We start from the raw sequence: 22,031 nt of genomic DNA, 5'->3' as shown, positions 1-22,031 counted from the left end.
CCGGGGCCGCTTCGCGCCCCTTTCGCGACACAAGGCCGCTCCCACAGGCCGGTGTTCAGCCTCAGCCCAGCGCAGTGTCGAGAAACATCATCACCGCAAACCCGCCCATCAACCCTGGGTAATGGAGCTGGGTGCAGCGCTGGGCATCAAGGTCGAGCCGGCGCTGGAAGCCCTGAAAGTCGCCGTACACATCTAAAGCCTGGCGCAGTCCTTGTGGGGCCTTGTGTCGCGAATGGGCCGCAAAGCGGTCCCAGCTGACTTGAGCCTTACGCCGCTACCCCGGCATCTGCCCGCAACCCCACCTCCTCGATCGCACTGATCGCACACTGCTCGTCGATATCCGACGTATCGCCGCTGATCCCCACGGCACCCAGCACCTTGCCGTCCTGATCACGAATCAGCACCCCACCCGGCGCCGGCACCACCGGCCGCTCACCCATCCCGTTCAACGCGGCAAAAAAAGCCGGCCGCTGCTGCGCATCCAGCGCCAGCAAGCGCGACCCCTTGCCCAGGGCAATCGCACCCCAGGCTTTGCCAGTGGCCACTTCAGGACGAATCAAGCTCGCGCCATCCTCGCGCTGCAGCGCCAGCAGGTGCCCGCCGGCATCCAGCACCGCCACGGTCAGTGGCGCGGCATTGATCTTGCGGCCCGCCACCAGCGCGGCATTCACCAGGCTGACGGCGATTTTCAGGTTCAGAACGTTCATGGAAAGGTCCTCTTCTTGTTGTGAGAAGCCCGGAGGGCAGTTGAAAACCGATCGGACAAATAGAACACAACGAGAGATATTTTTGTATACAATATTTTGAAACGATCGTATGCGATGACGCAAACCCTCGTTTTCACGGGCGCTCTGACGAATGCCAGCTTAGTCGATGAAAACCCATTGACCTGAGCCGCCAGGCGTGAATACACTCTGTCGCAAAGCAAGTTGTATACAATTACAAAATCGATGAGGCACAAACCATGAGCAAAATGAGAGCAATCGATGCAGCCGTTCTGGTCATGCGCCGTGAAGGTGTAGATACCGCGTTCGGCATCCCGGGGGCTGCCATCAACCCGTTGTATTCGGCCCTGAAGAAAGTCGGTGGCATCGATCACGTCCTCGCTCGTCACGTCGAAGGTGCCTCGCACATGGCCGAGGGCTACACCCGCGCCAACCCGGGCAACATCGGTGTGTGCATCGGCACTTCCGGCCCTGCCGGCACCGACATGGTCACCGGCCTGTACAGTGCCTCGGCCGACTCCATCCCGATTCTGTGCATCACTGGCCAGGCGCCACGTGCCCGCCTGCACAAGGAAGACTTCCAGGCTGTCGACATCACCAACATCGTCAAGCCGGTGACCAAGTGGGCGACCACCGTTCTGGAGCCAGGCCAGGTGCCTTACGCCTTCCAGAAGGCCTTCTATGAAATGCGTACCGGCCGCCCAGGCCCGGTGCTGATCGACCTGCCGTTCGACGTGCAGATGGCCGAAATCGAATTCGACATCGACGCCTACGAACCACTGGCAGTCAACAAGCCATCTGCCACCCGCGTACAGGCCGAGAAGGCCCTGGCCCTGCTCAATGACGCCGAGCGCCCACTGCTGGTAGCCGGTGGCGGCATCATCAACGCCGACGCCAGCGACAAGCTGGTCGAATTCGCCGAACTGACCGGCGTACCCGTGATCCCGACCCTGATGGGCTGGGGCACCATCCCGGACGACCACGCCCAGATGGTCGGCATGGTCGGTCTGCAGACTTCGCACCGCTATGGCAACGCAACCCTGCTGAAGTCCGACCTGGTATTCGGTATCGGTAACCGCTGGGCCAACCGCCACACCGGTTCCGTCGATGTCTACACCGAAGGCCGCAAGTTCGTGCACGTCGACATCGAACCGACCCAGATCGGCCGCGTGTTCACCCCGGACCTGGGTATCGTTTCCGACGCGGGCAAGGCGCTGGACGTGTTCCTCGAAGTGGCTCGTGAGTGGAAAGCCGCCGGCAAGCTGAAATGCCGCAAGGCCTGGCTGGAAGACTGCCAACAGCGCAAGGCAAGCCTGCAGCGCAAGACCCACTTCGACAACGTGCCGGTCAAGCCGCAGCGCGTCTACGAAGAAATGAACCAGGTGTTCGGCAAAGACACCTGCTACGTCAGCACCATCGGCCTGTCGCAGATCGCCGGCGCGCAGTTCCTGCATGTGTACAAGCCACGCCACTGGATCAACTGCGGCCAGGCCGGCCCGTTGGGCTGGACCATCCCTGCTGCACTGGGCGTGGTCAAAGCCGATCCGAAGCGCAAGGTTGTGGCGCTGTCGGGTGACTACGACTTCCAGTTCATGATCGAAGAACTGGCGGTGGGTGCGCAGTTCAACCTGCCGTACGTGCACGTACTGGTGAACAACGCCTACCTGGGCCTGATCCGCCAGGCGCAGCGTGGCTTCGACATGGATTACTGTGTACAACTGGCGTTCGAGAACATCAACTCGACCGACGCTGCCACCTATGGCGTCGACCACGTTGCAGTGGTCGAAGGCCTGGGCTGCAAGGCCATTCGCGTGTTCGAACCGGCCGAGATCGCCCCTGCCCTGCTCAAGGCACAGAAGATGGCCGAAGAGTTCCGCGTGCCGGTCGTGGTCGAGGTGATTCTCGAGCGTGTGACCAACATTTCCATGGGCACCGAGATCAACGCGGTCAACGAGTTCGAAGACCTGGCGCTGGTCGGCAACGACGCGCCAACCGCCATCTCGATGCTGGACTGATCGCCTGACGCCCCCAGGCACGCCCTGGGGGCCTTCATCGCAAGGAGACAACTCATGCCTCGCTTCGCTGCCAACCTGTCCATGCTGTTCACCGAACAGGACTTCCTGGCCCGCTTCAAGGCTGCCGCCGATGCTGGTTTCAGCGGCGTCGAATACCTGTTCCCGTACGACTTCAGCGCTGCCGACATCAAGCAGCAGCTGGAAGCCAACGGCCTGACCCAGGTGCTGTTCAACCTGCCGGCCGGCGACTGGGCCAAAGGTGAGCGCGGTATCACCTGCCACCCTGACCGCGTCGAGGAATTCCGCGCGGGTGTCGACAAGGCCATCGAATACGCCAAGGTGCTGGGCAACACTCAGGTCAACGCCCTGGCCGGCATCCGCCCACAAGGCCCGGACTGCGCCACCGTGCGCAAGACCTTCGTCGAGAACCTGCGCTACGCCGCTGACAAGCTCAAGGGCGCCGGTATTCGCCTGGTCATGGAAATGATCAACACCCGCGACATCCCAGGCTTCTACCTGAACACCACCCAGCAGGCCCTGGAAATCCAGGCCGAGGTGGGCAGCGACAACCTGTTCCTGCAATACGACATCTACCACATGCAGATCATGGAAGGTGACCTGGCTCGCACCATGGAAGCCAACCTGAAACTGATCAACCACATCCAGCTGGCCGACAACCCCGGCCGCAATGAACCAGGCACCGGCGAAATCAACTACCGCTTCCTGTTCGAACACCTGGACCGCATTGGCTACCAGGGCTGGGTGGGCGCGGAGTACAAGCCGCTGACCACCACCGAAGCGGGCCTGGGCTGGCTGAAAACCCACAACGCAATCTAAGGCTGATCGAGGTCCTGTGACACATGCCTGACCCTGTAGGAGCGGGTTCACCCGCGAATGCGACGTTGGCTTCACTGCCGCTTTCGCGGGTAAACCCGCTCCCACAGAATTCTGTGTCCAACAACGGGCCTGTGCAGCCTGCTCCATCGAGATTCAACAAATACAACGAGGTAATCTCTCATGGCTAAAATCGGTTTCATCGGCACCGGCATCATGGGCAAGCCCATGGCCCAGAACCTGCAAAAAGCAGGTCACAGCATCTTCGTTTCCACCCACCACGACGCCGCGCCAGCCGACCTGATCGCCGCCGGTGCCGTGGCCCTGGCCAACCCGAAAGAAGTTGCCCAGGAAGCCGAATTCATCATCGTCATGGTTCCCGACACCCCGCAGGTCGAAAGCGTCCTGTTCGGTGAAAACGGCGTGGCCGAAGGCGTGGGCCCGAACAAGGTGGTGATCGACATGAGCTCGATCTCCCCCACCGCTACCAAAGCCTTCGCCGAGAAGATCAAGGCTACCGGTGCCGCCTACCTGGACGCCCCGGTGTCCGGTGGTGAAGTCGGCGCCAAGGCCGCGACCCTGAGCATCATGGTCGGTGGCTGCCCGAAAGCCTTCGAGCGCACCCTGCCGCTGTTCGAAGCCATGGGCAAGAACATCACCCGCGTCGGTGGCAACGGTGACGGCCAGACCGCCAAGGTGGCCAACCAGATCATTGTCGCCCTGAACATCCAGGCCGTGGCCGAAGCCCTGCTGTTCGCCGCCAAGAACGGCGCTGACCCTGCCAAGGTGCGTGAAGCACTGATGGGCGGCTTTGCTTCGTCGAAAATCCTCGAAGTGCACGCCGAGCGCATGATCAAGGGCACCTTCGACCCAGGCTTCCGCATCAACCTGCACCAGAAGGACCTGAACCTGGCCCTGCAAGGCGCCAAGGAACTGGGCATCAACCTGCCCAACACCTCCAATGCCCAGCAAGTGTTCAACACCTGCCAGGCCCTGGGCGGCGGCAACTGGGACCACTCGGCGCTGATCAAAGGCCTGGAGCACATGGCCAACTTCTCGATCCGCGACGACAAATAAGTCGTTTTTAGCCTTCACTGGCCTCTTCGCGGGTAAACCCGCTCCTACCAAAGACCGCGCATTCGCTCAGAGCTGTGCATGTAGGAGCGGGGCTTGTCCGCGAAGAAGCCAACGCCGTTGAACCTGCGACCACAGGCCCAATGGTGGCATCGAGCAACACCCGCCCCTGGTTCGGCCTGCACGGAGGCAGTTCCAGGGGCGTTTTTGATTCTGCAGAACAACAATAATTGGGAGCCTGCCATGTCGGTCGATCCGCAAAAACTTCTCCGCGAGCTGTTCGACACAGCCATCGCCGCCGCCCACCCCCGTCAAGTCCTCGAACCCTACCTGCCCGCCGATCGCAGCGGCCGGGTTATCGTCATCGGCGCCGGCAAGGCCGCAGCTGCCATGGCCGAAGTGGTCGAGAAAAGCTGGCAGGGTGAAGTCTCCGGCCTGGTCGTGACCCGTTACGGCCACGGCGCCAACTGCCAGAAGATCGAGGTGGTCGAAGCCGCCCACCCGGTCCCGGACGCTGCCGGCCTGGCTGTGGCCAAGCGCGTGCTGGAACTGGTCAGCAACCTCAACGAAGAAGACCGCGTCATCTTCCTGCTGTCTGGCGGTGGCTCGGCGCTGCTGGCCCTGCCTGCCGAAGGCCTGACCCTGGCCGACAAGCAGCAGATCAACAAGGCACTGCTGAAATCCGGCGCCACCATCGGCGAGATGAACTGCGTGCGCAAGCACCTCTCGGCGATCAAGGGCGGGCGACTGGCCAAGGCCTGCTGGCCGGCCACGGTCTACACCTATGCCATTTCCGATGTACCGGGCGACCTCGCCACGGTAATCGCCTCCGGCCCCACCGTGGCCGACCCGAGCACCTCGGCCGACGCCCTGGCCATCCTCAAACGCTACAACATCGAAGCGCCCAAAGCGGTCATCGACTGGCTGAACAACCCGGCCTCGGAAACCGTCAAGGCCGACGACCCGGCTTTGGCCCGCAGCCACTTCCAGCTGATCGCCAAGCCCCAGCAGTCGCTCGAGGCCGCCGCGGTCAAAGCCCGTCAGGCCGGTTTCAGCCCGCTGATCCTCGGCGACCTTGAAGGTGAATCGCGCGAAGTGGCCAAGGTGCATGCCGGTATCGCCCGGCAAATCGTTCAGCACGGCCAGCCGCTCAAAGCGCCCTGCGTGATCCTGTCGGGTGGCGAAACCACCGTGACCGTGCGCGGCAATGGCCGTGGCGGGCGTAACGCCGAGTTCCTGCTCAGCCTCACCGAAAGCCTGAAAGGCCTGCCGGGCGTGTACGCCCTGGCCGGTGACACCGACGGCATCGATGGCTCGGAAGAAAACGCCGGCGCCTTGATGACCCCAACCAGCTACGACCGCGCCGAAGCATTGGGCCTGTCGGCCAGCGACGAGCTGGACAACAACAACGGCTACGGCTACTTCGCCGCGCTGGATGCGCTGATCGTCACCGAACCGACTCGCACCAACGTCAACGACTTCCGCGCCATCCTGATCCTCGAGACTGCCCAATCATGACGCCTGATAAAAAAGTTAAGATCCTCGCCACCCTTGGCCCTGCGATCAACGGCATCGACGATATCCGCCAGCTGGTCGAAGCCGGGGTGAACATCTTTCGCCTCAACTTCAGCCATGGCGAGCATGCCGACCACGCCCTGCGCTACCAGTGGATCCGCGAAGTCGAGCAGCAACTGAACTACCCGCTGGGCATCCTCATGGACCTGCAAGGGCCGAAGCTGCGCGTTGGCCGCTTCGCCGAAGGCAAAGTGCAGTTGCAACGCGGGCAGGCCCTGCGCCTGGACCTGGACAAAACCCCGGGCGACAGCCGCCGGGTCAACCTGCCGCACCCCGAAATCATCGCCGCCCTCGAGCCCGGCATGGACCTGCTGCTGGACGACGGCAAACTGCGCCTGCGCGTGACCGCCAAGCACAGCGACGCGATTGACACCGAGGTGCTGAACGGTGGCGAGCTTTCCGACCGTAAGGGCGTCAACGTACCGCAAGCGGTGCTCGACCTCTCCCCGCTCACCGAAAAAGACCGCCGCGACCTGGCCTTTGGCCTGGAGCTGGGTGTGGACTGGGTCGCCCTGTCGTTCGTGCAGCGCCCTGAGGACATCGTCGAAGCGCGCCAGCTGATTGGCGACCGCGCCTACCTGATGGCCAAGATCGAGAAGCCATCGGCCGTCGAGCAACTGCAAGCCATCGCCGAGCTGGCAGACGCGATCATGGTGGCCCGTGGTGACCTGGGCGTGGAAGTACCGGCCGAGAGCGTGCCGCAGATCCAGAAGCGCATCATCGGCACCTGCCGCCAGCTGGGCAAACCCGTGGTGGTGGCCACGCAGATGCTCGAGTCGATGCGTTTCTCGCCAGCGCCAACCCGTGCCGAAGTCACCGACGTGGCCAACGCGGTGGCCGAAGGTGCCGATGCAGTGATGCTGTCGGCCGAAACCGCCTCGGGTGATTACCCGCTGGAAGCCGTGCAGATGATGAGCAAGATCATCCGCCAGGTTGAGAACGGCCCGGACTACCAGGCCCAGCTCGACGTCGGCCGGCCTAAGGCCGAGGCCACCGTGTCGGACGCCATCAGCTGCGCGATCCGCCGCATCAGCGGCATCCTGCCAGTGGCGGTGCTGGTCAACTACAGCGAGTCGGGTGCCTCGACCCTGCGCGCGGCACGTGAACGGCCACGGGCGCCGATCCTCAACCTGACGCCGAACCTGAACACCGCGCGCCGCCTGAGCGTGGCCTGGGGTGTGCATTCGGTGGTCAACGACCGCCTGCGTCAGGTCGACGAGGTGGTTTCCACCGCCCTGGAGATTGCCCAGGCGCAAGGCATGGCCAGCCGTGGCGACACGCTGCTGATCACCGCTGGCGTGCCTTTCGGCAAGCCGGGTACGACTAACACACTGCGGATCGAGACTTTGATCTGAGATTGCCGGGGGCGCGTTGCGCCCCTTTCGCGACACAAGGCCGCTCCCACAGGGCCACGCTGGCACAAGGGAATGCGATCCCTGTGGGAGCGGCCTCGTGTCGCGATTGGAGGGCAAAGCCCTCCCCGAATACCGCTCTACCCGACCGCGGAAAACCGAGGCCCAAAGAGGCCCACCGCTCCCCCATCAACCTCACTGACTGCCCCATGTACACCAAAAATTTCGTCAACCCGTGCCCCGACTGGGCCACGGCGTTACTCAACGGCTTCAGCCAGGTGCTGCTCCTGCGCAACCCCCTGTGCGGCCTGTGCTGCCTGCTGGCCATCCTGCTGACGGCGCCCAACCTGGTCGGCGGCGCGCTGCTTGGCGCCCTGGCCGGCCTGCTCACCGCCCAGGCACGCGGCTATGACCGTGCCGACCGCCAGGCCGGGCTGTACTGCTACAACGGCGTACTGATCGGCATTCTGATCTGCGCCGTGCTGCCCTGGTCGGCGATCCTGCCGCCGCTGATCATCGCCGCCGGCGGCCTGTCCAGCATCATCACCCACCAGTGGCGCAAGCGTGGCGGCAAGCTGCTGGTCGCCTACACCGCCCCATTCGTCATGCTCGGCTGGGCCACACTGCTAATCGCCAGCCTCTCGCCCAGCGGCTTCGTCGAAGCCGACCCGCTGTATGCGTTGGCCCGCGGCATAGGCCAGATCTTCCTGCTCGACCAGCCCTTGGCCGGGTTGCTGATCATCGTTGGCATGTTCATCGCCAACCCCTATGCGGCGCTGTGGGCGGTAATCGGCTCGGCCATTGGTGGCGGCGTGGCTTTGCTCACCGATCAGGCGCAAGCCGCCTGGTTAGGCCTGTACGGCTTCAATGGCGCACTGGCGGCACTGGCCTTTAGCCGGCAAGGTGAAAAGCCCTGGGTGACGGTGCTGGCCATTGCCCTGGCGCTGTTGCTACAACCGCTGCTCAACTTGATGCCCATTGCAGGGCTGACAGCGCCGTTCGTACTGGCCTGCTGGCTGATGCATTCGGGCAACCACTTCTGGCAGCTTCTGCTGCGTCGGAATATATGGCGTCTACATAACTGAAGGCCAAAACACATCGGATGTGCAGGACTCTGTCAGCCAAGCTGTGCCACTTACCCATGACCAAAGGATGCCAACGCCTGGATATCTAATACCTGGCGTGCGCCCTGCTCCCTGATAAACGCCATGGAATGCTCGATATCGGCAATCTGAGTGTTCTGGGCCCGCTGATGATTGGGAATCATCTGGTCCAGACTCATTGGCTGAGTGCCCGGCCTGTGTTCCCAGTGCCAATGGTTATGCCAAGACGCTCCAAGCTCATCGATAGTTGGCCCTTGTGACGGAACGCCTGCTACTGTCGCTACGGGACGTAGCTTCACAGGCGCGCCACTGAAATCTTCGGTGGTGCCAGAGGCGCTAAAATCAACGACTTCACTCGAAACAGTGCGCGCAAGCTGATACTTGCCGGGACCATTTTTGAACGCCGGTGAAACTCGATCATCTATCGCTTTTACAGGACTGACCACGGCCACTCGCCTTGCCCGCCCCGGCAAACGTTTCAAAATGCCTGTTCCACCAGTCGGGTCCAAGCGATTGACCGGATCACCTTGGCAATAGGAATACGTGTTGACCCCACCCTTACCGAACGGACTCAACATGTCAGGGCTGAAAAAGCGCATAAGTGCAGGGCAATAGAACCGATACCCGTTGCCCAGAGCATAGCCTTGCAGCACCTCTTCCTTCCTCTCGCCATTGAACCCCAACGCAGCGCCCGACCCCTTCTGCAAAAAGCCGTAAGCGTTATATGACAGTGTTCGCCGAGCCAAGCCCCGTGGTTCAGTTACCCTTTTCATGACCATCTCACACACTTTCCCGTGCCTGACGCTATTCTGCGCCCACCACTCAGATACCTAGAACTGGCATTTTTGCCAGTTCAGCCTGTTGCAGGCCCGGACACTGACCTTTTAGGCTTGTTGCTTACGCATCCGGATCACAAGCCATGCAAACCCCGCAATCAATACGCGAGCGGCTCTTCGTCATCGTCTTCCAGACCGACACCGTAGCCGGTCGCCGCTTCGACAAGATCCTGTTGCTGATCATCCTGGCCAGCCTGGTCACGGTGATCCTCGACAGCATCGATGAGGTGCACCAAGGCTACGCCGGCCTGCTGGCCGGCATCGAGTGGGGCTTTACCGCGATCTTCCTGGCCGAATACATCACCCGCCTGTACTGCTCGCCCAAGCCGCTGCGCTACGCCTTCAGTTTCTACGGCCTGGTCGATTTACTGGCGATCGTGCCGGGGATCCTCGCGCTGTACTACAGCGACGCCCAGTACCTGCTCATCATCCGGGTCATCCGGATGCTGCGGATCTTCCGTGTACTCAAGCTCAGCCCGTACCTCAAGCAGGCCAACTACCTGATGGAGGCACTGCGCGGCAGCAAGCAGAAGATCATCGTGTTCTTGGTCAGCGTATCGACCCTGGTAACGGTGTTCGGCACGCTGATGTACGTGATCGAAGGGCCTGAGCATGGCTTTACCAGCATCCCCAAAGGCATCTACTGGGCCATCGTTACCCTGACCACCGTGGGCTTTGGCGACATCGTGCCCAAGACCCCGCTTGGGCAGGTGCTGTCGTCGCTGGTGATGATTACCGGTTACTCGATCATTGCCGTGCCGACCGGCATCTTTACCGCCGAGCTGGCCAATGCCATGCGTGGGGAGCAACTGCAGCATGATTGCCCGACCTGCCACAAGAAGACCCACGAGCATGGGGCAGCGTTCTGTTCTCGCTGTGGGAATGGGTTGTTTCCCAAAGCGTGACAGCGCCTGCGCCGGCCTCTTCGCGGGTGAACTCGCTCCTACAACAGGCCCGGACCATGCGCGGTCCCCGTAGGAGCGGGTTTACCCGCGAAGAGGCCGGCACAGGCAGAAGCATAACCAAAGCATTTTTTGTTCTTTAACCCGTATAAACCCACCCGTTATAGTCGCTGGCAATCTGCCCCAACACCCTTCAAGAACAAGGAAGCAACGTGAAAAAACTCTTCACCGCCTCGCTGCTCGCCGCAGGCCTGGCCCTGGGCAACCTCGCCCAGGCCGCCCCCACCCTGCTCAACGTTTCCTACGACGTGATGCGCGACTTCTACAAGGACTACAACCCGGCCTTCCAGAAGCACTGGGAAGCCGAGCACAACGAGAAGGTCAACGTGCAGATGTCCTTCGGCGGCTCGAGCAAGCAGGCCCGTGCAGTGATCGATGGCCTGCCGGCCGATGTCATCACCATGAACATGGCCACCGACATCAACGCCCTGGCCGACAATGGCAAGCTGGTGCCCGACAACTGGGTAACCCGCCTGCCGAACAACAGCGCGCCGTTCACCTCGGCCACTGTGTTCATCGTGCGCAAGGGCAACCCGAAAGCCCTCAAAGACTGGCCCGACCTGCTCAAGGACGGTGTCCAGGTGATCGTGCCCAACCCGAAAACCTCGGGTAATGGCCGCTATACCTACCTGTCGGCCTGGGGCTACGTACTCAAGCAAGGCGGCGATGAAAGCAAAGCCCGCGACTTCGTCGGCAAGCTGTTCAAGCAGGCACCCGTGCTGGACACCGGTGGCCGTGCCGCCACCACCACGTTCATGACCAACCAGATCGGTGACGTGCTGGTCACCTTCGAGAACGAAGCCGAGATGATCGCCCGCGAGTTCGGCCGCGACCAGTTCGAAGTGGTCTACCCAAGCGTATCGGCCGAAGCCGAGCCACCGGTGACGGTGGTCGACAAGGTGGTGGCCAAGAAAGGCACCCAGGCCGTGGCCGAGGAATACCTGAAGTACCTGTGGTCCCCAGCAGCCCAGGAGATCGCCGCCAACAACTACCTACGCCCGCGTGATGCGACGGTACTGGCCAAGTACACCGACCGCTTCCCGAAAGTGGACTTCCTGTCGGTGGAGAAAACCTTCGGTGACTGGCGTACCGTGCAGAAGACCCACTTCAATGACGGTGGGGTGTTTGACCAGATCTATACCGGTCAGTAACGCACAAGCAACATCAACCCCGGCGGAACACCAAGGCCTTCAGCCCCCCCGCCGGGTCAACGTCCGGAAACTCCGGCGGGTTTTCCAGGCGTTCGACATAAGCCAACGAAGGCGCCTGCTCCGCCATCCCCTCGATCAGGAATTCCGGCCCGATGCCCGGATCGTTGACACACGCCAGCACCGTCCCGCCTTCGCTCAACAACTCAGGCAAACGCCGCAGGATCTTTGCGTAATCCTGGGTCAGTACAAAGCTGCCACGCTGGAAGGTCGGCGGGTCGATGATGATCAGGTCATAAGGCCCGTACTTGCGCACCTTGCCCCACGACTTGAACAGTTCATGCCCCAGGTACGCCACCCGTGATGCATCGTGGCCATTGAGGCGATGGTTGTCCCGGCCCCGCGACAGGGCCGACTTGGCCATGTCCAGGTTCACCACCTGCTCAGCGCCACCGGCAATCGCTGCCACGGAAAAGCCGCAGGTATAAGCGAACAGGTTCAGCACGCGCTTGCCCGCCGCCTGCTCGCGCACCCAACGGCGGCCATAGCGCATGTCGAGGAACAGGCCATTGTTTTGCCGCACGCCCAAGTCCAGCAGGTAGGTCAGGCCGTCCTCGATCACTTCGCGTTGCTGGCACGGCTCGCCCAGCAGCCACTGGCCCGGGCTGTCGGGCAGGTAGCGGTGCTGGATGATGACTGCCTGACCCGTCCACTGCGGGCGCTCGGCCAAGCTGCGCAGCATGGCTTCCAGTTCGGCGAGCTGGCCTTCGGGCGGCTCACGGAACAAGGCGACCGACAGCACGCTCTGCAGCCAGTCGACGGTCACCTGCTCCAGGCCCTGCCAGCAGCGGCCGCGGCCGTGAAACAGGCGGCGGGTTTCCTGTGGGACAGGGTCGAGGGCGGCAAGCAGGTGTTGCTCAAGGGTGTCGATGGGCGAGGTCATGGCGGATCGCAGGCTGGCAAAAAGCGGCATTCTACCTTGCGGGCCTCTTCGCGGGTAAACTCGCGCCTACAGGATGCCGCGCCGAGCGGAACCACCACCCCTGCTGCATCCCCGCCGCCGCCAGCAGGATCAACCCCACCCCCAGCCACTGCAGCGGCGCCAGGCGGTGCCCGAACGCCACCCAGTCCACCAGAATTGCCGCAATCGGGTAAATGAACGACAGCGCACCGGTCAAGGCCGTGGGCAAACGCTGGATGGCGCTGTACAACAGCACATACATCAGGCCGGTGTGCACCATGCCCAGTGTCAACAAGCTGGCCAACGCGGGCACTTCAACCGGCAACCCGCCAAGCGTGACCCATGGCGCCAGCAGCAACACACCCGTGGTTACCTGAATCAACGCAATCAGGTGCGGGGGCGTGCCACTCAGGCGCTTGATGATCAAGGCCGCGATTGCATACAGAAACGCCGCCCCCAGCGCCAGGGCAATCCCCAGCAGATAGTCCTCGCCATTACTTTGCCCAGCGCCATGGGCACTGACGATGGCCAGCATGCCGAGGAACGCCACACTCAGCCAGGTCACCTTGGCCAAGGTGATCTTTTCGCCCAGAAACAGCGCCGCCAGCCCCACCAGCATGAATGGCTGCACGTTGTAAACCGCCGTGCCGATGGCAATCGACGCCCGTGCGTACGACGCGAACAACAGCAGCCAGTTGCCGACAATGGCCACCCCGCTGGCAATCGCCAGCAAAAATGCCGTGCGGCTGATCACGCCCGGTCGCAGAAAGCCAAACGCGGCGCAAATCGCCAGCAAGGTCACGGCACCGAACACGCAGCGCCAGAACACCACATCCAGCACCGGCTGGCCGGACACCAGCACGAACCAGCCAATGGTCCCGGAAATCAGCATGGCGGCGACCATTTCCAGCGAGCCACGGCGCAATGAACTGTCCATCTCAAACCTCCCTTTGATAATGGCAACAGTATGCAAAGGCTGCAGGCTGGCCATCCAGCGGATAACCAAGGCATTTTCGCCGACCTACCTTTACTATCAAGGTAAATAACACGAATTACCTAATGAGGTGGGTATGACCGATGCCATCGACCAATTATTGATCAACGCACTGATGGAGGACTCGCGCCGCTCGCTCAAGGCGCTGGCGCAGGTCAGCGGGCTGTCCGCACCCAGCGTCAGCGAGCGCCTGCGACGGCTGGAAGAGCGTGGCGTGCTGCGCGGCTACACCGTGGAGGTCGACCCGCGCGCCTTTGGCTACCAGTTGCAGGCGATCGTGCGCATCCGTCCGCTACCGGGGAAGCTGCAGGAGGTGGAGCGCCAGATCATTGCCATCCCTGAGTTCACCGAATGCGACAAGGTCATTGGCGAAGACTGCTTCGTCGCCCGACTGCATGTGCGCTCGATGGAGCAGCTGGACACGCTGCTCGACCTCATGAATGTGCTGGCTGAGACCAATACCGCGATCATCAAGAAGACCCCGGTCAAGCGGCGGTTGCCGCCAATGGATTGATTGGCCCCTGTACTGGCCTCCTCGCAGGCGTGCCCGCGAAGAGGCCAGCACAGGAAAAGTTGACTATTTTTTGTACACAAAAACGTAACCATAGGTGCCATTTTTGTGTGCACTTTCTTCAGTAGCGCCCCAATTCGTTACACACTTTCCACCCGTTATTTTGACCAAATGATCAACTAATCAATCTTTCAAAAAATATAACTTGTTCATTTGGTCAACTTATATGCTCTGTATTTCATTAACTTACCTTTTAACAAGATAAGTTCGAAATGATCGCCTGATGAAACCTGCTCTTCCCTTGGCATGGAACTCGCTTTTGTGTGTTCGTGTTTTGTATACAACTTAAACAAAACATAGATACACAAGAATCCGCGACGCCGACCCAATGTCGGCCGCCGCGCCCACAACCCTGTGATGCCAACGCTGCACCGACGAGATGGCGAGCCCGTGCGCATGCCCGCTCATCGCAGTCCATGTGCATCAGGAGCCCGCCGGAATGAGTAGCAGCCTCGACCTTGCCCCTGAACAATCCGTCGCCAGCACACACCCCGCGTCCACGCTTGCCGGCCACCAGCCGGACCTTGTTCTCAGCCCGCGCCTGCATAACCGCGACCTGGCGCCAACGCGTATGGAAGGCCGTCGCTGGGGCGGCTACAGCATCTTCGCGCTGTGGACCAACGATGTGCACAATATCGCCAACTATTCGTTCGCCATGGGCTTGTTCGCCCTCGGCCTGGGTGGCTGGCAAATTCTGCTGTCGCTGGCCATCGGCGCGGCACTGGTGTACTTCTTCATGAACCTGTCGGGTTACATGGGGCAGAAAACCGGGGTACCGTTCCCGGTCATCAGCCGCATTGCCTTCGGCATCCACGGCGCGCAGATCCCGGCGCTGATCCGTGCCGTCATCGCCATCGCCTGGTTCGGCATCCAGACCTACCTGGCATCGGTGGTGCTGCGGGTGCTGCTCACCGCCGTGTGGCCGCAACTGGCAGCCTACGACCACGACAGCATCCTCGGCCTGTCGAGCCTGGGCTGGGTGTGTTTCGTGTCGATCTGGCTGGTGCAGCTGGTGATCCTGGCCTACGGCATGGAGATGGTGCGCCGTTACGAGGCCTTTGCCGGGCCTGTGATCCTGCTGACCGTCGCCGCCCTGGCGGTGTTCATGTACTTCAAGGCCGACGCGCGCATTGCCTGGTCGGTGGCTACCCCGCTGACCGGCTACGAGATGTGGCGCAACATCTTTGCCGGCGGCGCACTGTGGCTGGCGATCTACGGCACCCTGGTGCTGAACTTCTGTGACTTCGCCCGCTCCTCGCCTTGCCGCAAGACCATCCGCGTGGGCAACTTCTGGGGCCTGCCGGTAAACATCCTGGTATTCGCCGTGATCACCGTGGTGCTGTGCGGCGCGCAATTCCAGATCAACGGCCAGATCATCGACAGCCCGACGCAGATCGTCGCCGCCATACCCAGCACGCCATTCCTGGTGCTCGGCTGCCTGGCCTTCCTGATCGTCACCGTGGCGGTGAACATCATGGCCAACTTCGTCGCCCCGGCCTTCGTACTCAGCAACCTGGCACCGCGCCACCTGAACTTCCGCCGTGCCGGGCTGATCAGTGCCACCCTGGCGGTGCTGATTCTGCCCTGGAACCTGTACAACAGCCCGCTGGTGATCGTGTACTTCCTGTCGGGCCTGGGCGCCCTGCTCGGCCCGCTGTACGGCGTGATCATGTCCGACTACTGGTTGCTGCGCAAAGGCTGCATCAACGTGCCGGAGCTGTATACCGAGCACCCGGCCGGCGCCTATCACTACAGCAAGGGCATCAACCTGCGTGCCGTGGCCGCCTTCGTGCCGGCCGCTCTGCTGGCCATCGTGCTGGCCCTGGTGCCCAACTTCCAGGGTATCGCGCCGTTCTCCTGGCTGATCGGTGCCGGCATCGCCGCCGCCCTCTATCTATTGATCGCGCCACGCAACCGCCAATACCACGACATCAGCGGCGAGTGCATCGCCGTCGACCATAGCAGCCATTAGTCAGGGAGGACTGCCCATGCGCATTCTGATCGCCAACGTCAACACCACCGAAGCCATCACCCACGCCATTGCCGAACAGGCCCGTGCGGTGGCCGCACCGGGTACCGAAATCGTCGGCCTCACACCCTGGTTCGGCGCCGAATCGGTGGAGGGCAACTTCGAAAGCTACCTGGCGGCCATCGCGGTGATGGACCGGGTCCTGGCCTTTGAAGGGCCTTACGATGCCGTGATCCAGGCCGGTTATGGCGAACATGGCCGCGAAGGCCTGCAGGAACTGCTCAACGTGCCTGTGGTGGACATTACTGACGCCGCCGCCAGCACGGCAATGTACCTGGGCCACGCCTATTCCGTAGTAACCACGCTTGACCGCACCGTGCCATTGATCGAGGACCGCCTGAAGCTCTCGGGCCTGTATGACCGCTGCGCCTCGGTGCGAGCCAGCGGGCTGGCGGTGCTGGAACTGGAAGCCGACCCGCTGCGGGCCGTGGAGGCGATTGTCGAGCAGGCCGAACGCGCCGTGCGTGACGACAAGGCCGAGGTGATTTGCCTGGGTTGTGGCGGCATGGCCGGGCTGGACGAGCAGATTCGCCAACGCACCGGCGTGCCGGTGGTGGATGGTGTGAGTGCAGCGGTGACCATTGCCGAATCGCTGGTGCGCATGGGGTTGAGCACGTCCAAAGTGCGCACCTATGCGACGCCACGGGCGAAGAAAGTGGTGGGCTGGCCGATGCGCTTCGGCCGCTAGACATCCTTCGCCTTTACCGGCCTCTTCGCGGCTGAAGCCGCGCCTACAGGACCAGCACAAGCCTGAATACCGTGGGGTCCTTGTAGGAGCGGCTTCAACCGCGAAGAGGCCGGCCCGCTTAACGCATCATCCTGGCCAAACGCTGCGCACTGCCACAGGCCAAGGTGAACCCCAACGCCCCATGCCCCAGGTTCAGCCACAGGTTGCGGTACACCGTCCCACCTATGATCGGCACCCCGGTAGGTGTCGCTGGTCGCATCCCCGCCCACTCCACCGCCTGGCCATAATCCGCCGCCTTCGGCAGCGTCTCCAGCGCCAGCCGCCGCATGCTCTGCAAACGGCGCATGTCCACCGACTCGTCGAAGCCAACAATGTCCACCATCGCCGCTACCCGCAGCTGCTGCCCCAGGCGTGCATAGACGATTTTGCGCTCATAATCGGTAAGGCTCACCTCCGGGGGCAGGTGCCCGGAAGTGATCGGTGCGGTCAGGCTGTAGCCCTTCAGCGGGTAAACCGGTATCTGCACCCCCGGTAATGCCAAGCCAGGGCCGCGATGCCCGGCACACAGCACCAACTGCTCCACGTCCAGCTGCTGATCGCCCAGTTGCAGTGCCACGACCTGGCCCTGGCGCTGAACCAATTGCGTCACCGGCCGGCCAAGCAGGAAACGGCACTGGCCCGACGCGTGCAACAGCGCCCCCAGCCGCAAGCAAAACACGTGGCAATCGCCAACCTCTTCGCCCGCCGTGAACACGCCACCCACAAACGGTGCGCCATCCAGGGCAGGCTCCAGCGCGCGCAGCTCGGCAGCCGCCAGCACCTGCTGACTGGCCGGGTCCGTCAACTGTTCCCGGCCTTGGGCAAAGGCCCGTTCACTGCGAAAAGCCACCAGCTTGCCATTGCGCCGCCAGGCGAAATCCCCCAGGTTCTGATGTTCGCGCCACTGCGCCAGAACAGCTTGGCTGTACAGCGCCAGCTCAAGCAATTGCCCGGCATTACGGCGATTGACGCTACGCCTGCAAGCCAGGGTGAATGCCAGCAGCCAGCGCCACTGGGCCGGGTCCATGCGCAAGCGCAAGCGCAATGGCGACTCGCCCTGCAACAGCCAGCCCAGCGCCTGCCACGGCACCCCGGCATCAGCCAGCGGCGCCACATAGCGATAAGACAATTGCCCGCCATTGGCAAAGCTGGTGGCCGACGCCAGGCTGTCGCGGGCCTCGATCAGATCAACCGACCGCCCTTCCCGAACCAGCGCGTAAGCCGTCGCCAGGCCCACCACTCCGCCACCGATCACCGTTACCCGCTGCTTCATCGCTCATCCCTGTTCCGGCTTCCTTGCCAAACAGTACCAGCGGATCAGGTCGGGCAGCTATGCGCACCGTCATTCAGGCCCTGACGCACATTGCGGCTCAGCAGGCTGGCCTTGCCATCGTGCCAGGTCAGGGTCAGTACGTAGAGGGTGTCGAAGTCTTCGCCGCTCCAGTCTTCGGTGATCACCTGCTCCTCCCCCAGGGCCTTGCCGGCCACCGTGTTGATCAGTTCCGGCAGGTAGCCGTGGGACCAGGCGGTATAGACGGTCGCATTGCGGTATTTGTTGCTTAGCAACTCATCGGCCAGTTCAGCGGTGTCGTTGGCGCCGTAGTCGATATTCACCGGCAAGCCGAGGCGGATGGCACTGGGGGTGATGGTCATCAATGGGCGGATGTAGCTGTAGCTTTCATCCCTGCTGCCTTCCTCGACATGCCGCGTGGGGTTGGCGGCAAACACATAGTCGGCCTTGCCGAAGCGCTCGGGCAGTACAGTGGCCAGGTCCAGCGCACGGTTGAGGCCCTGGCAGTTCAACTGCCCGAGCCCCTCGCCCGGTTTCTCGCCATGACGCAGAAACACCAGGGTCTGGGTGCCATCCACCGGTTGCGCCCGGCTTTCGACAGCCTCCAGCGCCAGCGGCGCGGCGATGGCAGTGAGCACCAGGCTCAGCAGCAAGTGACGGCGACGGTGGAAGAATGTTGGCAACTTCATCAAGGCAGGCTCGTGTGGCAGAGAAAATCGGGTTTACCCGCCACATCGCCCAACAGTTAGAGGGCGTCCTTGTAGTGAATGCCATCCTTGGCACGAGTGAGGGTCAGAGTGCCCTGAACCCGTTTGGTTCCTCCCTGGAGGTGGATGCCGTTCCCTGGGCAAGGCCTAGGTTAGGGGCTGGGTGTTGCGCAATTGTGTAAGGTGCAAGAACCTCGGGTTGCAACGCGAACACTCAATCATCCCGCGTGAGCACTTCCAGCAGTTCAATCTCGAAGGTCAGGTCCGAATTCGGCGGGATCGCCCCTACGCTGCGTTCGCCATACCCCAGGTGCGCCGGTACCAGCAGCTTGCGCTTGCCACCTACGCGCATGCCCATCAGGCCTTGATCCCAGCCTTTGATTACCCTGCCGGTACCGATCACGCACTGGAACGGCTTACCGCGCGACCAGGACGAGTCGAACTCGCTGCCATCGGCCAGCCAGCCGGTGTACTGGGTGGTGATCAGGGCACCTTTGACGGCGGCTTTGCCGTCACCCTCGACCAGGTCGATGATCTGCAGTTCTTGGCTCACGGGTACACTCCAAAACGCTGAAAAACAAAACCGCCCTTTTCTCAGGAATGCACCGGTTTGGCAAGTTCACGCAGAAATGTCCGGAGGCATTCACCCACGGAATGCGTCCGGACAAACATGACGTTGAATCAGCTGTTCTGCTCGAACACCTCTTGGCCGGATAGCTCTTTGGTCTGATTGGCGAAGCAGTACCACGCGGGTTTCTGCTCGACGAAGATCTGCAGGTCGAAATCCCAGGCGTGGTCGCCATCGAGCAGGCCGACCGGCACGGCATGGGAGTCGTTGGCCTTGAGCCGGTAGTACAGGTGCGTACCACAGCGGCCACAGAAAGCACGCTGGGCCCAGTCGGACGAATCATAGACGCTGGGCGCACGCCCTTCGATCAGCGGGGGCTTGCTGCAGTGCACCACCAGCAGCGGGCCGCCGGTCCACTTGCGGCACATGCTGCAATGACAAGCGCTGATATGGGTATTGTCGACGTTGACCGTCAGCCGCGTGTCGCCGCACAGGCAGGTGCCTTGTGTTTCCAGGGCCATGGGTGGCTCCTCGAATGCAAAGATGGGCCTGCAATTATAGAAGCCCGCCGCGAAAGCAGCTTGCTTGCTGCTTTTGTACTCTGCGAGACAGCGCAGCCCAAAAGGGCTGGCTGCCTGCTACAGGGCATCGCACTCACGGCTAGATGTACGCAGTACCACGCAGGTACAACGCCGCCCGCCCACTGATGATTACGCGGCCATTGCCCGGCACTTCGCACCGCAACTGCCCTTTGCGTGCCCCGCCCTGCTCGCAGCTCAGCACGTTCTTGCCCAGCCTCTGGGCCCATACCGGTGCCAGCGAAGTGTGCGCCGAGCCGGTTACCGGGTCTTCATTCACACCAACCCGCGGGCCGAACCAGCGGGTGACGAAGTCAAAGCCACGCCCTGCCGCGGTCACGGCAATGCCACGGACGTCGAAGGCCGACAGCGCAACAAAGTCGGGTTTCAACGTTTCGAGCAGCATGGCGTCATCGATCACCACCACATAATCGTCGCTACGGTACACCGCCTTCGCCTGGCTCAAGCCCAGCGCCTGCAGCAGGCCCGCCGGCGTGTCCACCGCTACGGGTTGTTTGGCCGGGAAGTCCATGGCCAGCAGGCCATCAGCGCCACGGCTGACGCGCAACTCGCCACTGCGGGTATTGAAGCGAAGCACTTGCGCCTGCTCACCCAGTTGCTCGAACAGCACGTAAGCCGAGGCCAAGGTAGCATGGCCGCACAGGTCGACTTCCACGGTGGGGGTGAACCAACGCAGGTCGAACGTTTCGCCTTTGCGCACGATGTAGGCTGTTTCTGACAGGTTGTTTTCTTCAGCGATGCGCTGCAGCACATCGTCCGGCAGCCAGCTTTCCAGCGGGATCACTGCGGCCGGGTTGCCACCGAACGGTTCAGTGGAAAAGGCATCGACCTGGAAGATTTCGAGTTGCATGCACACACTCCTTGTTACCTGGGCGCTGCCAGGCAGATATCTGGAAAAGGGCTACGGGCGTACCGGGGTCAACACTGGCTCACCGGCAAAGAACGCCTGCAGGTTGCGCAGCACCAAGGCCACCGTGTCGCGCGCGGCTTCTGGCGATTGGCCAGCCACGTGGGGGGTGAGCACAGTGTTGGGCAAGGCCTTGAGTGCATCGGGCACTGCTGGCTCGTCATCGAAGACATCCAGCGCGGCGCCAGCCAGCTGGCCACGCTGCAATACGGCAATCAGGGCCTGCGTGTCGACCACGCTGGCACGGGCGATGTTCACCAGATAGCCTTCAGCCCCCAGGGCCTGAAGGACGTGGGCATCGACCAGATGCCGGGTGTTGGCGCCACCGGGGGTGGTCACCACCAGGATGTCGACGGCTTCAGCCAAGTGCCGAGGGCTGTCGTACCAGGCATAGGGCACATCCTGGCGTGGTGTGCGGCTGTGGTAGCTGACGGGCATGTCGAAGCCCAAGTGGGCCCGCTTGGCGATCGCCAGCCCCACTGCGCCGAGGCCGAGAATGCCCAGGCGTTTGCCACTCACGGAGGGGCTGATCACCCGGTTCCATTCACCGCGCCGCGTGCTGGCATCGGCACGAGGAATGTCGCGCAGCAGCGCCAGCAGCAGGGCCAGGGTGTGGTCGGCGACGGCTGCGGCATTGGCCCCGGCGCCATTGGTGACGGTTATGCCGCGTGCGGCGGCGGCGGCCAGGTCGACCTGCTCGTAGCCGGCGCCGATCACGCAGATGATCTGCAATCTGGGTAATGCGTCAATTTCGGTGGCGGATAGCCCCAGCGGCCCACGGGTGAGTACCGCATCGATTTCTTCGGCGTGGCGATGAATGGCATCGGCGCGCAGTTGCGGCGAAGGGGCACGGATCAGGTGGTAACCGGCCTGCTCCAGCATGGGCAGGTAATCGTCGACGGTTTCCACCAGTACCAGGACTGTCTTGCTCATGCCACCTCCGGGTGAATTCGAGGCGTCATTATGCGGAGTCACCGGCCAGTACAGTCAATGGAAATAACAAGGCAAAACTGTACTGTGCTGTTGCTGTTGCTGTTGCTGTTGCTGTTGCTG

At 62.4% G+C, this 22,031-nt stretch carries 22 protein-coding genes; 11 read left to right on the top strand and 11 right to left on the bottom strand.

The window, feature by feature from the left end; translation table 11 throughout:
* Positions 1-61 precede the first annotated feature (61 nt).
* Both ACF8Q6_RS08440 and ACF8Q6_RS08435 read right to left on the bottom strand, forming a co-directional pair.
* Positions 62-190 carry a hypothetical protein gene (locus tag ACF8Q6_RS08440; protein ID WP_014754328.1) on the bottom strand — a complete coding sequence of 43 codons (129 nt, stop codon included), beginning with the start codon at positions 188-190 and terminating at the stop codon, positions 62-64.
* Between the two features lie 76 nt (positions 191-266).
* Positions 267-707 carry a heme-binding protein gene (locus ACF8Q6_RS08435; RefSeq protein ID WP_012051674.1) on the bottom strand — a complete coding sequence of 147 codons (441 nt, stop codon included), beginning with the start codon at positions 705-707 and terminating at the stop codon, positions 267-269.
* 257 nt (positions 708-964) lie between these two features.
* On the opposite strand from ACF8Q6_RS08435, the gene gcl reads away from it, so the two are divergent.
* The 6 genes from gcl to ACF8Q6_RS08405 all read left to right on the top strand — a co-directional run bounded on the left by gcl (position 965) and on the right by ACF8Q6_RS08405 (position 8,660).
* Positions 965-2,740 (top strand): glyoxylate carboligase, encoded by a 1,776-nt coding sequence (gene gcl / locus ACF8Q6_RS08430; RefSeq protein ID WP_110746412.1) that lies wholly within the window; start codon positions 965-967, stop codon positions 2,738-2,740.
* Between the two features lie 54 nt (positions 2,741-2,794).
* The gene (hyi, locus tag ACF8Q6_RS08425; protein ID WP_161775418.1) at positions 2,795-3,577 is read left to right on the top strand and encodes a hydroxypyruvate isomerase; all 783 of its coding nucleotides are present in this window, start codon (positions 2,795-2,797) and stop codon (positions 3,575-3,577) included.
* Positions 3,578-3,757: 180 nt separating this feature from the next.
* A complete protein-coding gene (locus tag ACF8Q6_RS08420; protein WP_003254347.1) occupies positions 3,758-4,651 on the top strand; it encodes a 2-hydroxy-3-oxopropionate reductase in 894 nt (297 codons plus the stop codon).
* A gap of 240 nt (positions 4,652-4,891) precedes the next feature.
* Complete coding sequence (locus ACF8Q6_RS08415) at positions 4,892-6,166, top strand: glycerate kinase (RefSeq protein WP_014590193.1); 1,275 nt, start codon at positions 4,892-4,894, stop codon at positions 6,164-6,166.
* Positions 6,163-7,578 carry a pyruvate kinase gene (pyk, locus tag ACF8Q6_RS08410; protein ID WP_003254349.1) on the top strand — a complete coding sequence of 472 codons (1,416 nt, stop codon included), beginning with the start codon at positions 6,163-6,165 and terminating at the stop codon, positions 7,576-7,578. The genes ACF8Q6_RS08415 and pyk overlap by 4 nt, the downstream gene beginning before the upstream one ends.
* Positions 7,579-7,784: 206 nt before the next feature.
* Entirely contained in the window at positions 7,785-8,660 is an 876-nt protein-coding gene (locus ACF8Q6_RS08405) for an urea transporter (RefSeq protein WP_392490562.1), read from the top strand.
* A gap of 50 nt (positions 8,661-8,710) precedes the next feature.
* On the opposite strand, the gene ACF8Q6_RS08400 is transcribed toward ACF8Q6_RS08405, so the two are convergent.
* Positions 8,711-9,451: an RHS repeat-associated core domain-containing protein gene (locus tag ACF8Q6_RS08400; protein WP_392490563.1), complete on the bottom strand. Its 741-nt coding sequence runs from the start codon at positions 9,449-9,451 to the stop codon at positions 8,711-8,713.
* Positions 9,452-9,597: 146 nt separating this feature from the next.
* Here ACF8Q6_RS08400 and ACF8Q6_RS08395 point away from each other — a divergent pair, with 146 nt between their 5' ends.
* Together ACF8Q6_RS08395 and ACF8Q6_RS08390 are read left to right on the top strand one after the other, a co-directional pair.
* Complete coding sequence (locus ACF8Q6_RS08395) at positions 9,598-10,419, top strand: ion transporter (RefSeq protein WP_392490564.1); 822 nt, start codon at positions 9,598-9,600, stop codon at positions 10,417-10,419.
* Positions 10,420-10,628: 209 nt separating this feature from the next.
* Entirely contained in the window at positions 10,629-11,627 is a 999-nt protein-coding gene (locus ACF8Q6_RS08390) for a sulfate ABC transporter substrate-binding protein (protein WP_019750758.1), read from the top strand.
* A gap of 13 nt (positions 11,628-11,640) precedes the next feature.
* On the opposite strand, the gene ACF8Q6_RS08385 is transcribed toward ACF8Q6_RS08390, so the two are convergent.
* Both ACF8Q6_RS08385 and ACF8Q6_RS08380 read right to left on the bottom strand, forming a co-directional pair.
* A complete protein-coding gene (locus ACF8Q6_RS08385) occupies positions 11,641-12,567 on the bottom strand; it encodes a class I SAM-dependent methyltransferase (RefSeq protein WP_392489546.1) in 927 nt (308 codons plus the stop codon).
* A gap of 31 nt (positions 12,568-12,598) precedes the next feature.
* A complete protein-coding gene (locus tag ACF8Q6_RS08380; RefSeq protein ID WP_392489547.1) occupies positions 12,599-13,522 on the bottom strand; it encodes a DMT family transporter in 924 nt (307 codons plus the stop codon).
* Between the two features lie 133 nt (positions 13,523-13,655).
* Here ACF8Q6_RS08380 and ACF8Q6_RS08375 point away from each other — a divergent pair, with 133 nt between their 5' ends.
* The 3 genes from ACF8Q6_RS08375 (at position 13,656) to ACF8Q6_RS08365 (ending at position 16,867) form a co-directional block, all read left to right on the top strand.
* Positions 13,656-14,093, top strand: coding sequence for an Lrp/AsnC family transcriptional regulator (locus ACF8Q6_RS08375; RefSeq protein WP_003254357.1), 438 nt, complete (start codon positions 13,656-13,658; stop codon positions 14,091-14,093).
* Positions 14,094-14,589: 496 nt separating this feature from the next.
* A complete protein-coding gene (locus ACF8Q6_RS08370; protein WP_019437309.1) occupies positions 14,590-16,122 on the top strand; it encodes an NCS1 family nucleobase:cation symporter-1 in 1,533 nt (510 codons plus the stop codon).
* Between the two features lie 16 nt (positions 16,123-16,138).
* Complete coding sequence (locus ACF8Q6_RS08365; protein ID WP_010955048.1) at positions 16,139-16,867, top strand: aspartate/glutamate racemase family protein; 729 nt, start codon at positions 16,139-16,141, stop codon at positions 16,865-16,867.
* 118 nt (positions 16,868-16,985) lie between these two features.
* Here the strand turns inward: ACF8Q6_RS08365 and ACF8Q6_RS08360 are convergent, their stop codons facing one another.
* The 6 genes from ACF8Q6_RS08360 to ACF8Q6_RS08335 form a co-directional block, all read right to left on the bottom strand.
* Entirely contained in the window at positions 16,986-18,179 is a 1,194-nt protein-coding gene (locus ACF8Q6_RS08360) for a D-amino acid dehydrogenase (RefSeq protein ID WP_392491342.1), read from the bottom strand.
* Between the two features lie 44 nt (positions 18,180-18,223).
* Entirely contained in the window at positions 18,224-18,886 is a 663-nt protein-coding gene (locus ACF8Q6_RS08355) for a histidine phosphatase family protein (RefSeq protein ID WP_392491343.1), read from the bottom strand.
* A gap of 232 nt (positions 18,887-19,118) precedes the next feature.
* Positions 19,119-19,457 carry an FKBP-type peptidyl-prolyl cis-trans isomerase gene (locus ACF8Q6_RS08350; protein ID WP_003254365.1) on the bottom strand — a complete coding sequence of 113 codons (339 nt, stop codon included), beginning with the start codon at positions 19,455-19,457 and terminating at the stop codon, positions 19,119-19,121.
* A 128-nt stretch (positions 19,458-19,585) separates the two neighbouring features.
* Positions 19,586-19,993: a GFA family protein gene (locus ACF8Q6_RS08345; RefSeq protein WP_392491344.1), complete on the bottom strand. Its 408-nt coding sequence runs from the start codon at positions 19,991-19,993 to the stop codon at positions 19,586-19,588.
* A gap of 139 nt (positions 19,994-20,132) precedes the next feature.
* Entirely contained in the window at positions 20,133-20,921 is a 789-nt protein-coding gene (locus tag ACF8Q6_RS08340) for a PhzF family phenazine biosynthesis protein (protein ID WP_392491345.1), read from the bottom strand.
* Positions 20,922-20,972: 51 nt separating this feature from the next.
* Positions 20,973-21,911, bottom strand: coding sequence for a 2-hydroxyacid dehydrogenase (locus tag ACF8Q6_RS08335; protein WP_392491346.1), 939 nt, complete (start codon positions 21,909-21,911; stop codon positions 20,973-20,975).
* Positions 21,912-22,031 lie beyond the last annotated feature (120 nt).

The organism is Pseudomonas sp. GLN_2 (assembly GCF_043106005.1).
Lineage (GTDB): Bacteria > Pseudomonadota > Gammaproteobacteria > Pseudomonadales > Pseudomonadaceae > Aquipseudomonas > Aquipseudomonas alloputida.
This window is presented reverse-complemented; position numbering and strand designations above follow the sequence as displayed.

What these genes read in the sequence shown, in the direction of transcription:
- ACF8Q6_RS08435 (WP_012051674.1), bottom strand. Translation starts at nt 707, where the DNA reads ATGAACGTTCTGAACCTGAAAATCGCCGTCAGCCTGGTGAATGCCGCG.
- ACF8Q6_RS08375 (WP_003254357.1), top strand. Translation starts at nt 13,656, where the DNA reads ATGACCGATGCCATCGACCAATTATTGATCAACGCACTGATGGAGGAC.
- ACF8Q6_RS08365 (WP_010955048.1), top strand. Translation starts at nt 16,139, where the DNA reads ATGCGCATTCTGATCGCCAACGTCAACACCACCGAAGCCATCACCCAC.
- ACF8Q6_RS08405 (WP_392490562.1), top strand. Translation starts at nt 7,785, where the DNA reads ATGTACACCAAAAATTTCGTCAACCCGTGCCCCGACTGGGCCACGGCG.
- ACF8Q6_RS08335 (WP_392491346.1), bottom strand. Translation starts at nt 21,911, where the DNA reads ATGAGCAAGACAGTCCTGGTACTGGTGGAAACCGTCGACGATTACCTG.
- ACF8Q6_RS08380 (WP_392489547.1), bottom strand. Translation starts at nt 13,522, where the DNA reads ATGGACAGTTCATTGCGCCGTGGCTCGCTGGAAATGGTCGCCGCCATG.
- ACF8Q6_RS08355 (WP_392491343.1), bottom strand. Translation starts at nt 18,886, where the DNA reads ATGAAGTTGCCAACATTCTTCCACCGTCGCCGTCACTTGCTGCTGAGC.
- ACF8Q6_RS08360 (WP_392491342.1), bottom strand. Translation starts at nt 18,179, where the DNA reads ATGAAGCAGCGGGTAACGGTGATCGGTGGCGGAGTGGTGGGCCTGGCG.
- ACF8Q6_RS08395 (WP_392490564.1), top strand. Translation starts at nt 9,598, where the DNA reads ATGCAAACCCCGCAATCAATACGCGAGCGGCTCTTCGTCATCGTCTTC.
- pyk (WP_003254349.1), top strand. Translation starts at nt 6,163, where the DNA reads ATGACGCCTGATAAAAAAGTTAAGATCCTCGCCACCCTTGGCCCTGCG.
- ACF8Q6_RS08420 (WP_003254347.1), top strand. Translation starts at nt 3,758, where the DNA reads ATGGCTAAAATCGGTTTCATCGGCACCGGCATCATGGGCAAGCCCATG.
- gcl (WP_110746412.1), top strand. Translation starts at nt 965, where the DNA reads ATGAGCAAAATGAGAGCAATCGATGCAGCCGTTCTGGTCATGCGCCGT.
- ACF8Q6_RS08385 (WP_392489546.1), bottom strand. Translation starts at nt 12,567, where the DNA reads ATGACCTCGCCCATCGACACCCTTGAGCAACACCTGCTTGCCGCCCTC.
- hyi (WP_161775418.1), top strand. Translation starts at nt 2,795, where the DNA reads ATGCCTCGCTTCGCTGCCAACCTGTCCATGCTGTTCACCGAACAGGAC.
- ACF8Q6_RS08340 (WP_392491345.1), bottom strand. Translation starts at nt 20,921, where the DNA reads ATGCAACTCGAAATCTTCCAGGTCGATGCCTTTTCCACTGAACCGTTC.
- ACF8Q6_RS08345 (WP_392491344.1), bottom strand. Translation starts at nt 19,993, where the DNA reads ATGGCCCTGGAAACACAAGGCACCTGCCTGTGCGGCGACACGCGGCTG.
- ACF8Q6_RS08400 (WP_392490563.1), bottom strand. Translation starts at nt 9,451, where the DNA reads ATGAAAAGGGTAACTGAACCACGGGGCTTGGCTCGGCGAACACTGTCA.
- ACF8Q6_RS08370 (WP_019437309.1), top strand. Translation starts at nt 14,590, where the DNA reads ATGAGTAGCAGCCTCGACCTTGCCCCTGAACAATCCGTCGCCAGCACA.
- ACF8Q6_RS08415 (WP_014590193.1), top strand. Translation starts at nt 4,892, where the DNA reads ATGTCGGTCGATCCGCAAAAACTTCTCCGCGAGCTGTTCGACACAGCC.